This window comes from Onishia taeanensis, from assembly GCF_900100755.1.
Lineage (GTDB): Bacteria > Pseudomonadota > Gammaproteobacteria > Pseudomonadales > Halomonadaceae > Onishia > Onishia taeanensis.
Genome location: NZ_FNCI01000014.1, coordinates 1 through 14,496, shown reverse-complemented (window position 1 = coordinate 14,496; position 14,496 = coordinate 1). Strand labels below are relative to the sequence as shown.

The 14,496-nt window shown below is 63.9% G+C and carries 9 protein-coding genes; 5 read left to right on the top strand and 4 right to left on the bottom strand.

The window, feature by feature from the left end; genetic code table 11:
• Positions 1-121 precede the first annotated feature (121 nt).
• Positions 122-2,200: an oligopeptidase A gene (gene prlC, locus BLR71_RS14325; RefSeq protein ID WP_092527892.1), complete on the bottom strand. Its 2,079-nt coding sequence runs from the start codon at positions 2,198-2,200 to the stop codon at positions 122-124.
• A gap of 235 nt (positions 2,201-2,435) precedes the next feature.
• On the opposite strand from prlC, the gene BLR71_RS14320 reads away from it, so the two are divergent.
• The 3 genes from BLR71_RS14320 (at position 2,436) to BLR71_RS14310 (ending at position 5,171) form a co-directional block, all read left to right on the top strand.
• On the top strand, positions 2,436-3,776 hold the full coding sequence (locus BLR71_RS14320; RefSeq protein WP_092527889.1) for a sodium-dependent transporter: 1,341 nt from the start codon (positions 2,436-2,438) through the stop codon (positions 3,774-3,776).
• 79 nt (positions 3,777-3,855) lie between these two features.
• The gene (locus BLR71_RS14315; RefSeq protein ID WP_092527886.1) at positions 3,856-4,401 is read left to right on the top strand and encodes a gamma carbonic anhydrase family protein; all 546 of its coding nucleotides are present in this window, start codon (positions 3,856-3,858) and stop codon (positions 4,399-4,401) included.
• Between the two features lie 98 nt (positions 4,402-4,499).
• Positions 4,500-5,171: a metal-dependent hydrolase gene (locus BLR71_RS14310; protein ID WP_092527883.1), complete on the top strand. Its 672-nt coding sequence runs from the start codon at positions 4,500-4,502 to the stop codon at positions 5,169-5,171.
• Positions 5,172-5,229: 58 nt separating this feature from the next.
• Here BLR71_RS14310 and BLR71_RS14305 read toward each other — a convergent pair whose 3' ends face one another.
• The 3 genes from BLR71_RS14305 to BLR71_RS14295 are packed head-to-tail and all read right to left on the bottom strand — an operon-like array spanning position 5,230 to position 9,318.
• Positions 5,230-6,609, bottom strand: a complete 1,380-nt coding sequence (locus BLR71_RS14305; RefSeq protein WP_092527880.1) for a sigma-54-dependent transcriptional regulator — start codon at positions 6,607-6,609, stop codon at positions 5,230-5,232.
• Positions 6,602-8,548, bottom strand: a complete 1,947-nt coding sequence (locus BLR71_RS14300; protein ID WP_092527877.1) for a sensor histidine kinase — start codon at positions 8,546-8,548, stop codon at positions 6,602-6,604. Before BLR71_RS14300 ends, BLR71_RS14305 begins: the two co-directional genes overlap by 8 nt.
• The gene (locus BLR71_RS14295) at positions 8,545-9,318 is read right to left on the bottom strand and encodes a GntR family transcriptional regulator (protein ID WP_092527874.1); all 774 of its coding nucleotides are present in this window, start codon (positions 9,316-9,318) and stop codon (positions 8,545-8,547) included. The genes BLR71_RS14300 and BLR71_RS14295 overlap by 4 nt, the downstream gene beginning before the upstream one ends.
• A gap of 439 nt (positions 9,319-9,757) precedes the next feature.
• Between BLR71_RS14295 and lldD the strand changes: the two genes are divergently transcribed.
• Together lldD and BLR71_RS14285 are read left to right on the top strand one after the other, a co-directional pair.
• A complete protein-coding gene (gene lldD, locus BLR71_RS14290; RefSeq protein ID WP_092527871.1) occupies positions 9,758-10,912 on the top strand; it encodes an FMN-dependent L-lactate dehydrogenase LldD in 1,155 nt (384 codons plus the stop codon).
• Positions 10,913-13,813, top strand: coding sequence for an FAD-binding and (Fe-S)-binding domain-containing protein (locus BLR71_RS14285; protein WP_092527867.1), 2,901 nt, complete (start codon positions 10,913-10,915; stop codon positions 13,811-13,813).
• Positions 13,814-14,496: the final 683 nt, after the last annotated feature.

The window sequence follows — 14,496 nt, the reverse complement described above, 5'->3', positions numbered from 1 at the left end:
GTTAAAAATCGGCTCAAGATGCTCATTTACACCGCGTAAACTCCGCTCTCTCGCCGATTTTTGCCTTGTCTGGCCTTCGCTCGTCGACTTTTCAGACACTGCCTAGGCATTCGTTCGACGCTTAGGCCGCCCGGATGCCGCTATGGCGCAGCAGCGGCTCGATGCTGGGCTCGCGGCCACGGAAGGCTTCGAACAGCACCGCCGCATCCCGGGAACCGCCGCGCTCGAGGATCTCGGTGCGGAAGCGCCGGCCAGTAGCCGGATCGAAGATACCGGCTTCCTCGAAGGCACTCCAGGCATCGGCGGACAGCACTTCGGCCCACTTGTAACTGTAGTAGCCGGCCGCATAGCCGCCGGCGAAGATGTGCCCGAAGCTGTTCTGAAAGCGGTTGAAGGAGGCCCTTGGCACGACCGCGATGGCGTCGCGCACCTCGTCGAGCAGCGCCTGGATGTCGCCAGCGCTGGGCGAGGCGAGCTCATGATGAAGGCGGAAGTCGAACAGTGAGAATTCGATCTGACGGATCATGCCCATCGCCGACTGGAAGTTCTTGGCGGCGATGAGCTTGTCGAACAGCGCCTCGGGCAGCGGCTCGCCGGTATCCACGTGGCCGGCGATCAGGTCGAGCCCCTCGCGCTCCCAGCAGAAGTTCTCCATGAACTGGCTGGGCAGCTCCACCGCGTCCCAGGCCACGCCGTTGATGCCGGAAATGTCGGCAACGGTCTGGCGGGTCAGCATATGGTGCAGGCCGTGGCCGAACTCGTGGAACAGGGTGGTGACCTCGTCGTGGGTCAGCAATGCGGGCTTGTCGCCTACCGGGCGGGTGAAGTTGCAGGTCAGGTAGGCCACCGGCAGCTGAACGCCGTGTTCGGTCTGCCGGCGTACCCGGCACTCGTCCATCCAGGCGCCGCCGCGCTTGCCTTCACGGGCATAGAGGTCCAGGTAGAAACCGGCGATGGGCGCATCGTCTTCGAGGATACGGAAGTAGCGCACGTCCGGATGGTAGCGCGGCGCCGATTCGTCTTCCTCGAAGCGGACGCCGTAGAGCCGCTTGACGACCTTGAACAGGCCCTCGACCACCTGGGGGGCCGGGAAGTAGGGGCGCAGCTGCTCGTCGGAGATCGCGTAGCGCGCCTCGCGCAGCTTTTCGCTGGCATAGCCCACGTCCCAGGGCGCCAGTTCGGTCATGGCAAGCGATTCGCGGGCGAAGGCCTCGAGTTCGGCATACTCCTCGCGGGCCTGGGGCACCGCGCGCGTGGCCAGGTCCTCGAGGAAGCCAATCACCTGGCCGGGGCCATCGGCCATCTTGGTGGCAAGCGAGTAGTCGGCATAGGTTGCGAAGCCCAATAGCTCGGCCAGCTCGCGACGCAGGGCCAGGGTCTCTTCCATCACCGGGGCGTTGTCGAACTCGCCGGCATGGGGGCCCACGTCGGACGCCCGGGTGACGAAGGCGGTGTAGACTTCCTCGCGCAGGGCGCGGTTATCGGCATAGGTCATCACCGGGAAGAAGCTCGGGAAGTCCAGGGTGATGCGATAGCCCTCGATACCCTTGGTCTCGGCGTTGGCCTTGAGGGTGTCCAGTGCGCTCTGGGGCAAGCCGGCCAGGGCGTCAGCTTCGGTGACGTCCTGCTCGGAAATGTCCTTGTGCCAGGCCTGAGTGGCGTCCAGCAGCTGGTTCGAGAAGGTGTTGGCCAGCTCGGAAAGCCGCGCCTGAATCTCACCATAGCGGCGCTTCTGCGCCTCGGGCAGGTCGACGCCGGCCAGGCGGAAGTCGCGCAGGGTGTTGTCGATGCTGCGCTGCTGCGACTCATCCAGTTGGCTGAACGCCGGCGACTGCTTGAGCGCTTGGAAGGCGCGGAACAGGCCCGAGTGCTGGCCAAGCCAGGTGCTGTATTCGGACAGCATGCCAAGGCAAGCCTGATAGGCCTCGCGCAGGGCCGGCGAGTTCATGGTGCCGTTCAGGTGCGAGATCGGCGACCAAGCCTGGGAAAGCCGGTCGTTGAGGGCCTCGAGCGGGGCGGCGAGGCTCTCCCAGGTGGGCGTCTCGCGCTCCGCATCGGCCACCAGGGCCTCAATGGCGGCGCGGTTGTCGGCGAGCAGTTCCTCGATAGCCGGCACCACCTGATCGGGCTCGATCTCGGCAAAGGGCGGCAGAACATGGGAATCGAGCAGCGGGTGGCGGGCCTGCGGGTTGCGGGACATGGGCAGCCTCGTGAACAAGGGCGTCTGGAACGCCCGGGTGAAATCCGGGTGACGCCGCGGCGTCATTGGTTTGATTGTTCCCTTAGATGGAGGCGGGCGCCAGGGGTTTCAATGCGCCGGCGGGGCGTCATCACGGTGTCGGGATTGACTGGCCCGATTGGCCCACCGTGACGGGCCTGCTAGTCTTGCGCCTTCTTTGCCCCTTGCGATGCGCGCAGCTTAAGGAATTGATCAGATGAACGAGACACTGGACCGTTGGACGACCCGGCGTGCCTTCATTCTCGCCGTGACCGGCGCGGCGGTGGGCCTGGGCAATATCTGGCGCTTCCCCTATATGACCGGCGAGAACGGCGGCTCGGCTTTCTTGCTGCTCTACGTGGCCTTCGTGCTGCTGCTGGGGCTGCCGGTGATGATGGCCGAGATCCTGGTCGGCCGCGCCGGCCGGCGCAGCCCCAGCCAGTCGCTGGCGCACCTGGCAATGTCGGCTGGCCGCTCGCCGCACTGGCGCTGGCTTGGCCTGTTCGGCGCCCTGACGGTGTTCCTGATCCTGTCTTTCTACTCGGTGGTCTCCGGCTGGTCGATCGAATACCTGATCGAGGCGCTCAACGGTGACTTCGTCGCCCTGACGCCACCCGAGGTCGGCGGCATGTTCGATAGCTTCCTCGCCGACCCGCTGCGCATGACCTTCAATCATACGGTGTTCATGTTGCTGACCATGGCGGTGGTAGCCGGCGGGGTCTCCAACGGCCTGGAGAAGCTCAATAACCTGCTGATGCCGATGCTCTACCTGCTGTTGATTGTGCTGGCGGGCTATGCGGCCACCACCGATGGCTTTGGCCCGGCGCTGGCTTGGCTGTTCACACCCAACCCCGCTGCGATCACCGTCGAGGTGGTGCTCAACGCCATGGGCCACGCCTTCTTTACCTTGGCGGTGGGCGCCTGTGCGCTGATGGCCTACGGCGCCTATATGCCCGATCACCAGAGTCTGCCGCGGGCCGCGGTTGCCGTGGCGTCACTGGATGTGTTGGTGGCGCTCCTGGCTGGCATCGCCATCTTCTCGGTGGTGTTCTCTCAGGGCATGGACCCGGCCGAGGGGCCAGGGCTGATGTTCGTGACCCTGCCGATCGCCTTCGCCGAACTGCCCGGCGGTTCGGTCTGGCTGGCGATCTTCTTCCTGCTGTTGCTGCTGGCCACCTGGACGTCCTCGATCAATCTCGCCGAGCCCATGGTGGCCGGCCTGCAGGGCCTGGGGCTGAAGCGTGGTCAGGCTGCGGCCATCGTCGGCGTATCGGTGTGGGCGCTGGGCCTGCTGTCGGTGCTGTCCTTCTCGACCATGAAGGACGTCGATTGGATCGGCGGCATGAACTTCTTCGAACTGGTCACCACGATACCCACCGATCTGTTCCTGCCGGTAGGCGGTCTGCTGATCGCGATCTTCGCCGCCTGGGTGATGTCCCGTGACACCGCCCTGCGGGCGCTGGATGCCGGACCCAATGGGTTTCGCGTCTGGCAGTTCCTGGTGCGTTATGTCTCGATTCCGCTGGTTGTGGTGGTGCTGGCGTCGGGGCTGATCTAACACTCACAAAGCGCTGTTATACGTCGCCGGCGGGCCTGCTCCGCCGGCCAAGCGAGAGACGACGAAGGAGGAGAGGCGCATGCAAGACGGTCTGCGAACCCATCAGGGCTTCACGCCGCGGCTCGGCGAGCGAGTCTATATCGATCCTGCCTGTGTGGTGCTGGGCGACGTGGAGCTAGGCGATGACTGCTCGGTGTGGCCGATGGCCGTGGTGCGCGGCGATATGCACCGTATCCGCATTGGCGCCCGCACCAGCATCCAGGATGGCAGCGTGCTGCATATCACCCACGCCAGTGACTTCAATCCCGGCGGCTATCCGTTGACCGTCGGCGACGACGTGACCATCGGCCATAAGGCGATCCTGCATGGCTGCACGCTGGGCAATCGTGTGCTGGTGGGCATGGGGGCCACCGTCATGGACGGCGCCGTGGTCGAAGACGAGGTGATCATCGCCGCCGGCGCCCTGGTAACACCGGGTAAGCGCCTGGAAAGCGGCCACGTCTATGGCGGCAGCCCGGCCAAGGCGTTGCGCCCGCTCAAGGACAGTGAGCGCGCCTTCTTTACCTACAGCGCCGGCAACTACGTCAAGCTCAAGGACCAGTATCTGAGCCAAGCAGTGGACTAAGCGTAGGCGCTGGCCAGGTTAGGCTCATCCAAGTCGTTGTTTTTTCATGCCAGGGCGCGCGATAATCTGGTTTTCTATCCAGTATTCGAGTCCCCGGCATGGCCAATTTCGCAACTCACATCGGCGTGGCCGCCGCCGGCGGCGGCTTGGCGGCCATCAGCGGCTGGCAGGCCGGCTGGTGGAGCGCGGCCGATGCGCTGCCGCTGGCCGCCCTGGTGTCCTTCGGCGGCATCCTTCCGGACATCGACTCCGATCATTCCAAGGCGATCCGCCTGATCTTCAACCTCTTCGCAGTCTTTGCAGTGATCGCCGGCGCCTTGATGCTGCAGACGCGCCTCACGCCTGGGCAGTTGGTAGTGGCCTGCGGCGGACTCTATGTGGGGGTGCGCTACCTGGCCGGGGCGATCTTCAAGCGCTTCACCGTGCATCGTGGTATCTGGCATTCGCTGCTGGCCAGCGGCCTGTGCGCGCTGATTGCCACGGCGCTGAGCTATCGGCTGTTTGCCCAGGATGCCGAGATCGCCTGGCTGCAGGGGCTGGCGCTGTGGCTGGGAAGCGTGATCCATCTGCTGCTCGACGAGCTCTACAGCGTTGATCTGATGGGCGGGCGCCTGAAGCGCTCCTTCGGCACGGCACTCAAGCTCTGCGATTTGCGCGAGCCCGGCAACTCGGTGCTGATGCTGCTGTTGGCCGCCTGCCTCTCGCCCTGGCTGCCGCCCTGGCCGGTGCTGCTGGGCATCTTTCATCACGGCGCTGGGTTTTTGCGCTGAGTTCTTCAGATAAACTCTTGAGATAAGTTCTTGTGCTGAGCGCCGAATGCTCAGGGCACTAGTCGACGGCGGCCTGGCGATAGTCCTCTGGTTTCAGGGCGTACTTCTTGAGCTTGTCATAGAGCGTCTTGCGGGGCAGGCCGAGGTGCACGCAGATGTCATTGATGCGGCCGCGATGGCTGGCCAGTGACTGGCTGATCAGGCTCTTTTCGAACAGCTCCACCTGCTGGGGCAGCGCCAGGTCGCTAGCGCCTGCTTCGGCCCCTTCCAGCAGCGCATCCAGCCGGTAGTCGTAGGCGGCGCCCAGCAGCACGAAGCGCTCGGCGAGGTTCCTGAGTTCGCGCACGTTGCCCGGCCAGTCGTGGGCGAGCAACACCGAGATATCGGCGGCGGCGAGCGGCGGTGCCTCGAGGCCGCTGCGATTGGCGGCGACCACCGCGAAGTGCTGGAACAGCAGCGGTATATCCTCGCGACGCTCGCGCAAGGCGGGGATCGGCAGGGTCACCACGTTGAGCCGGTAGTACAGATCCTCGCGGAAGCGTCCGTCCTCGGCGGCGGCCTTCAGGTCGACCTTGGTGGCGGCGATCACGCGGATGTCCAGCGCGACCGGCTCATTGGCACCCAGGCGCTCGACCATTCTTTCCTGCAGCACCCGCAAGAGTTTGACCTGCAACGCCAGCGGCATCGACTCGATCTCGTCGAGGAATACGGTGCCGCCGTCGGCGTGCTCGAACTTGCCGATACGCCGTTCCATGGCGCCGGTAAAGGCGCCCTTCTCGTGGCCGAAGAGTTCGGATTCGATGATGCTCTCGGGAATCGCGCCGCAGTTGATGGCGACGAAGGGCTGGCCGCCGCGGTTGCTGCGCTCGTGCAGCGAACGGGCCACCAGATCCTTGCCGGCGCCGGTCTCGCCGAATAGCAGCACGTCGGTTTCGACCTGGCTGATGCGTTGCACCATGGAGGACAGGTGCTGCATGGCCTGGGTGCGCCCGACCAGCCGCGGCCCGGGGGCAGACTGCTGGGCCTCCAGTTCGGCCTTGAGCTGACGATTCTCGAGGCTGAGGCGGCGCTTCTCGATGCCGCGTCTGACCATCTCCACCAGGCGCTCGCCGGCGAAGGGCTTCTCGAGGAAGTCCCAGGCCCCTTCGCGCATGGCTTCCACGGCGGTGGAAATATCGCCGTGGCCGGTGACCAGGATCACCGGTAGATCAGGATCCCGCTTGTGCACCTCACGCAACAACGCCATGCCGTCCATGCCGGGCATGCGGATATCGCTGACCACCACGCCGGGGAAGTCTGGCGCCAGGGCGTCGAGGGCCTCCTCGGCGCTGGCGAAGGCATTGGGCGTATAGCCGGCGAGCTCGAGGGTCTGGCCGGCGGTGATGCGCAGGTGCGCCTCGTCGTCGATGATCAGCACCGGGGTCGCCGTATCAGGCATGAGAGGAAGGCTCCTGGAGGGGGGAAGTGTCGCGTCGGGTTGCCGTGTCGGCGGGTAGGGTGACGGTGAAGATGGCGCCGCCCTGTGGTTGGTTGCCGGCCGTCAGCCGACCACCCAGATCGTCGATGATTCGCGATGAGATCGATAGCCCCAGGCCCAACCCGCTGCCCGGTGACTTGGTGGTGAAGAAGGGCTCGAATACCCGCGCTAGATTGGCTTCATCGATACCCGGGCCGTTGTCGGCGACGCTCAGGCGCACCTTGTCATGGGCCGGTTCGATGGCAAGCGTCAGACGCGGCGACGGGGTTTCGCTCATGGCCTGCAGGGCATTGCCGATCAGGTTGACCAGCACTTGCTCGAGGCGGACCAGGTCGGCTCGTACCCAGGCCTCCGTCTCGGGCCAGGCATAGACGACCTCGACGCCGGACTCGTTGAGGCGGGCCTGATAGAGACGCAGCGCGTAGCCGAAGCAGGCCGGCACCGAGACCGCGGTCAGGGTATCGCCGCTTGGCCGCGAGAATTGCTTGAGCTGGGCGCTGATCTCGGCCATGCGTTCGGTCAGCTCGACGATCTGGGCCAGGTTGGCATCGGCGGTCTCGGCGCGTCCCTGCTCGAGGAAGCGGCGGGCGTTCTCGGCGTAGGCACGGACCGCCGCCAAGGGCTGGTTGAGCTCATGATTGATGCCGGCGGCCAGTTGGCCGAGTACGGCCAGCTTGGCGGCCTGCACCAACTCGTCGCGGGTCTGACGCAGGCTCTGTTCGGCGCGGCGGCGCTCCTCGATCTCGTCGGAGAGCCGGCGGTTGGAGTCGACCAGATCCCGGGTACGGCGCTCGACGTTGCGTTCCAGCTCATCACGGGCCCTGGCCAGGGTGCGCCGCTCACGCTCGGCAAACTGCTCGCGTTCGCGACGCAGTCGACGGCGCTGCCAGCCGTAGCCACCGGCCATGGCGATCATGCCGTAGAGGCCGCCGGCCAGCAGGGCGGACTGCCACTGGGCGGTTTGCACCGGCGTCAGCGGCTTGAGGATATGCATCTGCCAGTCGAACTCGGGCATCTTCCGGCGCAGCCGCAGATAAGGGGTGCCGGCCAGCGGCCCTTGGCGGAAACTCACGATCTGGCCGCCGTCCGGGCGCCGCTCGAGGATCTCGAGGCCTGCTGGTGGCAGCGGGGCGTCGGCGTAGCGGCGCGAGTCGTGCAGCGCTTGGCGCTGTGCCTGTGAGAGGGGATGCAGGGCATGCAGGCGCAGCTCCTCACGGCTGGCCATGAAGATGATGCCGTCTTCATCGGTGACCATCAGCTCGGCGCTTTGCGATGCCCAGGCGTCTTCCACGCTGTCCAGCAGCAGCTTGACCACCACCACGCCATCAGCGGTCTGGGCCTCGTGATTGGCCAGCCAGACCGGTGCCGAAAAATAATAGCCCCGCGCTTTCGAGCTGGTACCCAGGCCGTGGAAGCGGCCCAGGCGTCCGGCCACGGCGTCCTGATAGTAGTCGCGGAAGCGGTAGTTCTGGCCGATGAAGGTGTCGGGGCGCTGCCAGTTGCTGGCGGCCAGGGTATCGCCCTGGCGGTTGAGCAGGTAGATGTCCGAGACATCGGCGGTTTCGCGCACCTTGTCCAGCAGGCGATTGACCGGCATCGCCTCCAGTTTGTCGGGGGTGGCAAGGAAACGATGCACCACTTCGCGGGAGGCCAGCATCTCGGCAAGATAGTCGTGGCGCGAGAGATGGCCGCGCAGGCCCTCGGCGGACAGGCGCAGTTCGTTATGGGCTTCGTCGGTAAGGCTCGATAGCGCCTGCTCCCGGGCCAGCCGGGCGGCTTGCCAGGTCACCAGCACCAGGCCGGCGACGATCGCGACCAGCAGCGTCAGGCGCCAGGGGCGCGAGAGGCGAGTGGCGTGTGCGACGCTCGAGGTGGCGCGGGCGGGTGGGCGCTGGCTCATGGTGAGCGCTCGGGAACGGCCTGGGCCCGGCGTAAGGCGCGTTGGGCGCGGGTCTCGGCGCGCTCGACTTCGAGCAGCCCCTCTTCGACGAACACCAGGTGTTCATGGGCTCGCAGCCTGGCGTCCTCGGCGCGGCCTTCGAGGATGGCATCGAGCAGGGCCCGGTGTTGCTCCATGAGCAGCGGTCGCGAGTCCGGTTTCTCGAACAGATGCGCCAGGTTGTCGACGATGCTCTGCTCCAACATGTCGAAGACGCCGCGAATGGTATGCAGGATCAGCACGTTGTGGGCTGATTCGGCAATCGCTAGGTGGAAGGCGGCGTCTGCCTTGGCCTCCCGCACCGGGTCGCGGCCCTCGAAGCTCGCCTTGAGTTCCTCGAAGCGCCGGACCAGCAGCTCCTTGTCGGCGGGGGTCGAGCGCAGTGCGGCGTAGTAGGCCGAGAGGCCCTCCATGGCATCGCGGAATTCCAGCAGGTCCAGATGGAACTCGCCGTGGCGAGACAGCATCTCCAGCAGTGGGTCCTTGTAGCGGTTGTTGAGCTCTTCCGTGACGAAGGTGCCGCCGCCCTGGCGGCTGGTCAGCAGTCCGCGGGCGGCAAGCTTCTGGATCGCTTCGCGCAGCGAGGGCCGCGATACGCCGAAGCGTTCGGCCAGTTCGCGTTCTGGAGGCAGGCGCTGGCCAGGGTTGAGGCTGCCTTCTATGATCATGGCCTCGAGGCGCTCGGTGATCACGTCGGCGATGCGAGGTTGGCGGACGGTCTGATAGGCCATGGGCGCACCATCATCTAGGGTAGGTGAAAATTGGTAAGACCAATATTAGAGCATTTTTCTTGGCCCTGACAAGTTTGCCTTTCGCTCAGTAATGGCCCTTTTTTCAATAAGTTAAAAAAAGCCTTTGGTCGCCAAGACCAAAGTATAACCGGCATGACGGGCCTAAGGTTTGACACCGCCTGTAAGGCGCTTCTAGAGTTCGCTTCACTCTAGTTGTAAATTGGTTTTACCAATTTTTCGGCAGGACAGGTGCTTGGCATGAGCGCAAGGGTAGGAGCGTTCGTGTACGAGGCTTTTATGCTGCGCTAGCGCTACCTGGCCAATCATAACCGGATGTGGACGGCGTGCGCCGCCTAGTAGGGCGCTTGTTTGCGCCCATCGCTTTGCATGCCAGTCGCTATCCACCGATAGATAGCGCATCCAATACAAAGGGCTCGCCATGATTATTTCCGCTCCCACGGACTACCGCCAAGCCGCCAAACGTCGTATTCCCCCTTTTTTGTTTCACTACGCGGACGGCGGGTCCTATACCGAGCATACGCTGCAGCATAACGTCGAGGATCTAGCCGGCATCGCCCTGCGCCAGCGTGTGCTCAAGGACATGTCCAGCCTGTCGCTGGAAACCGAGTTGTTTGGCGAGTCCATGGCGATGCCAATTGCGCTGGCGCCCGTGGGGTTGGGCGGCATGTACGCCCGCCGAGGCGAAGTTCAGGCGGCGCGGGCGGCCTCCCAAAAAGGCATTCCCTTTACGCTGTCGACGGTGTCGGTGTGTCCCATCGACGAGGTGGCGTCGGCCATTGATCGCCCTATCTGGTTTCAGCTTTATGTGCTGAAGGATCGGGGCTTCATGAAGCATGCCCTGGAGCGCGCCAAGGCCGCTGGCGTCAAGACGCTGGTCTTTACGGTCGATATGCCGGTGCCCGGCGCGCGCTATCGCGATGCGCATTCGGGTATGAGCGGTAAGCTCGGGCCGGCGCGGCGAATGGTTCAGGCAGCGATGCATCCCTTCTGGGCCTGGGATGTCGGTATTCATGGCCGCCCTCATGACCTGGGCAATGTGTCGGATTATCGCGGCCACCCGACAGAGCTCGAGGATTACATCGCCTGGCTTGGGCAGAATTTCGATCCCGCTATTTCCTGGAAGGATCTGGAATGGATTCGCGAGTTTTGGGATGGCCCGATGATCATCAAGGGGATTCTCGACCCCGAGGATGCCCGTGAGGCGGTGCGTTTCGGCGCCGACGGTATCGTCGTTTCCAACCACGGTGGTCGTCAGCTCGATGGTGTTCCGTCTACCGCTCGTGCGCTGCCGGCCATTGCCGATGCGGTCAAGGGGGATATCGCCATTCTGGCCGACTCGGGGATTCGTAGCGGTCTCGATGTCGTGCGCATGATTGCACTGGGGGCCGACTCCGTATTGCTGGGTCGTGCTTACATTTATGCCCTGGCTGCTGCCGGTGAGGCGGGCGTGGCGAACCTCCTTGAGTTGTTCGAAAAGGAAATGCGGGTGGCGATGACGCTTACCGGCGCTCGCTGCATTGCTGATCTTGGCCCGGACTCGCTGGTATCGGGCATCAACCACGGCGTTGAGTAAATGAAAGCCCCCTACTGTGAACTACTCGAAGCGCTGAGCGACACCCTGCCTGCCGAGTGTCTGATTCATGACCCCTTGCGCCTGCTGGCCTACGGCAGCGACGCCAGCTTCTATCGGTTGATACCGCAGCTGGTCGTACGCCCGCGGGATGAGCAGGAAGTGGTGACGGTGTTGCGCGAATGCCATGCGCGGCGCCTGCCGGTGACCTTCCGCGCCGCTGGTACCTCGCTATCGGGTCAGGCCGTGACCGACTCGGTGCTGATCCAGCTCAACCAGGGCTGGCGTGATTACCAGGTTCTCGACGAGGGGCGGGCGATTCGCCTGCAGCCGGGGGTGATCGGCGCTCGCGCCAATCAGCTCCTGGCGCCTTATGGCCGCAAGATTGGCCCCGACCCGGCCTCGATCAATAGCTGCATGATCGGGGGCATCGCCGCCAACAACGCCTCGGGCATGTGCTGTGGTACCGCGCAAAACAGCTATCGCACCCTGCGCGATATGCGCCTGGTGCTGGCCGACGGCGCGGTGCTCGACACCGCCGACCCGGCAAGCGTGGCGGCGTTTCGCCATAGCCATGCGTCGCTGCTCGACGGCCTTGAGCGGCTGTCGGTGACTACCCGCACCGATGTGGAGCTGGCCAAGCGCATTCGCCACAAGTACCGGCTCAAGAACACCACCGGCTATGCTCTCAACAGCCTGGTGGATTTTCGCGATGGCCTGGATATTCTCACCCACCTGATGATCGGCTCCGAGGGTACGCTGGGGTTCATCAGCAGCATCACCTACGACACCGTGCCCGATGAGCCGGTGAAGGCGGCGGCGCTGGCCTTCTTCCCCGACATGGCGACGACCTGTCGAGCGACTATTGCCCTCAAGCAGACGCCAGTATCGGCGGTGGAGCTGATGGATCGGGCCGCCCTGCGCTCGGTGCAGGATAAGCCGGGCATGCCCGGGGTGTTGAAGTCGCTCCCCGAGGGGGCGGCGGCGCTCTTGATCGACGTGTGCGGCGATGACCCGGCCATGCTCGAGGATCGCGAGGCACAAGTGCATGAGGCCCTGGAGGGCATTCGCTCGCTGGAGCCGCTGTCTTTTACTCACGACCCAGATCAGTACGCCCTCTACTGGAAGATCCGCAAGGGGCTCTTCCCGGCGGTGGGCGCCGTGCGCGAAGCCGGCACTACCGTGGTCATCGAAGACGTGGCCTTTCCCGTCGAGCGTCTTGATGAGGGAGTGCTGGCGCTGACGGAAACCTTCCATCGTCACGGCTATCGTGAAGTCATCCTGTTCGGGCATGCCCTGGAAGGCAATCTGCACTTCGTCTTCCCGCAAGGGTTCGAGCGCGACGGCGAGGTCGAGCGTTACCAGGCGCTGATGGATGACGTGGCTCAGCTGGTCGGCGTCGAGTACGGTGGCTCACTGAAGGCCGAACATGGCACCGGACGCAACATGGCGCCCTATGTGGAACTCGAGTGGGGGGCCGACGCCTATGCGCTGATGTGGCAGCTCAAAGCACTATTCGATCCTGACAACCTGCTCAATCCCGATGTGATCCTGAGTCGCAACAAGACGCTGCATCTCGAGAACCTGAAGCCGCTGCCCGCTGCCGATCCACTGATTGATAAGTGCATAGAGTGTGGCTTCTGCGAATCAGTGTGCCCGTCCAAGGGTCTGACCCTGACCCCGCGGCAGCGCATCGTCGTGCGTCGCGAGTTGGCCCGTCTCGATGCTCTGACAGATGACCAGCCGGGAGAGGACGCGAATACGCTAGATCGTGAGCGGCTTGACCGGCTATGGCAGGACTATGCCTATCAGGGCATCGAGACCTGCGCCGCCGATGGCCTCTGTGCCACTCAGTGTCCGGTGGGGATCAACACCGGCGACCTGGTCCGCGAGCTTCGTCATGAGCGTAACACCGGTCAGGCGGCGATGGCGCATCGCTTGGGGCGTCATTTCTCTGGCACCACGCGACTGGCGCGTGGCGCACTCAACCTGGCGACACTGGGCCATGCAGTACTGGGCGATAGCGGTGTCGAAAAGGTGGGGCGAGCGCTGCACCAGGGAAGTGGCGGTAGGCTGCCCCAATGGTCGCCGACGACTCCCAAGGCGGCACCAGTGCGGGTGTTGAAGCCGTTTTCCCCAGAGGGTGCTAACAGAAATAGTAGGAAGCTGAATAAAGAAAGCCATCAGCAGGCCGGTCGCGACAAGGTCGTTTACCTGCCTTCCTGTGCGACTCGCGTGTTTGGCGTTGGCCACCATGACCCTGAGTCTCGCTCGGACATGGAGCTGACGCTGGCACTTCTCGACAAGGCCGGATTCGGGGTAATCATCCCGGCGATTTCCGGCCACCTATGCTGCGGTATGGCCTTCCAGTCCAAGGGGCAGTTCGCCGAAGCCGATCACAAGGCGCGGGAGCTCAATCGCGAGCTGCTGGCGGCAAGCCAGAACGGTCGCTACCCGGTGCTCTGCGATACCAGCCCCTGCACCATGCGCATGCAGGAAACTCTGGATGCTCGGTTATCGCTGCAGGAGCCGGTCGCCTTCGCTCACGACCACCTCTTGCCGCGTCTAGAGCTGTCGCCGGTCGACGAATCGGTAGCGGTTCACGTGACCTGTTCCAGCACACGCATGGGGCTTGCCGATAAGTTCGTGGCCTTGGCCAAGGCCTGTGCTCGCGAGGTGGTGGTGCCTGCCGAGATCACCTGTTGCGGCTTCGCCGGCGACAAGGGCTTTACCACGCCTGAACTCAATGCGTCGGCGCTCGGCGGGCTGGCGGAACAGGTGGCCGGATGCCGTGTCGGCTATTCCAACTCGCGCACCTGCGAGATCGGCCTCAGTCAGCATGGCGGCATCCCCTACCGTTCCATTCTGTCATTGCTCGATCGGGCCAGCCGCGCCAAGCCCTGAGACTCCTGGCGCCTTCCTTTGTGAATTGGTCGTCCTGTCTCGCACCCGTCTCCTCGGGCCGGCCGGTCCGAGGAGTGTGAACCGGCGCCTGAGTCGGCGGTGTATGGGGCGCTAGTCACTTTTCATGAGAGGGGATCAAAAAGCCCTTGCGTGCCCCGCCGATAATCCGTAAAGTACGCATCCGCTGCCGCCGACGGGCAAACGTCGGAAGCGGTGAAGGGTGTTGGAAGCACTTGTTTTCGTTAAAGTTTTTCGATCAGGTTTGATCAATAAGCATTGACAAAACAGCCGGAAACGGTAAAATGCTCCTCCACTCGATCGGCGCTCAACTCGCCGCTGGTTCACTCGGTCATCTAGAGCGAACGATAACAGCAAGGGTTGACATTCACGGCCGATTCAGTAGAATACGCCTTCCTCGCAGGGCGCCGGCCGAACGGCCAGGCAAATGCGAGATGCTCCACTCTTTAAGAGTTCGGAGCTGCTCTTTAACAATCGATCAGATAATTCATGTGGGCGCTTGTCGATGAAGGGGTGATCAGTCACCGATACTTCAAGGCAAGCGACTCGTCAAAAGAAGCCATATCGGCTGATTTTTTGAGACGTTTGAACCTTGAGCCAAGTTTGGTCTGCTTCTTTCTTCGGAAAGGTAAGACCGTATGATTTTAAACTGAAGAGTTTGATCA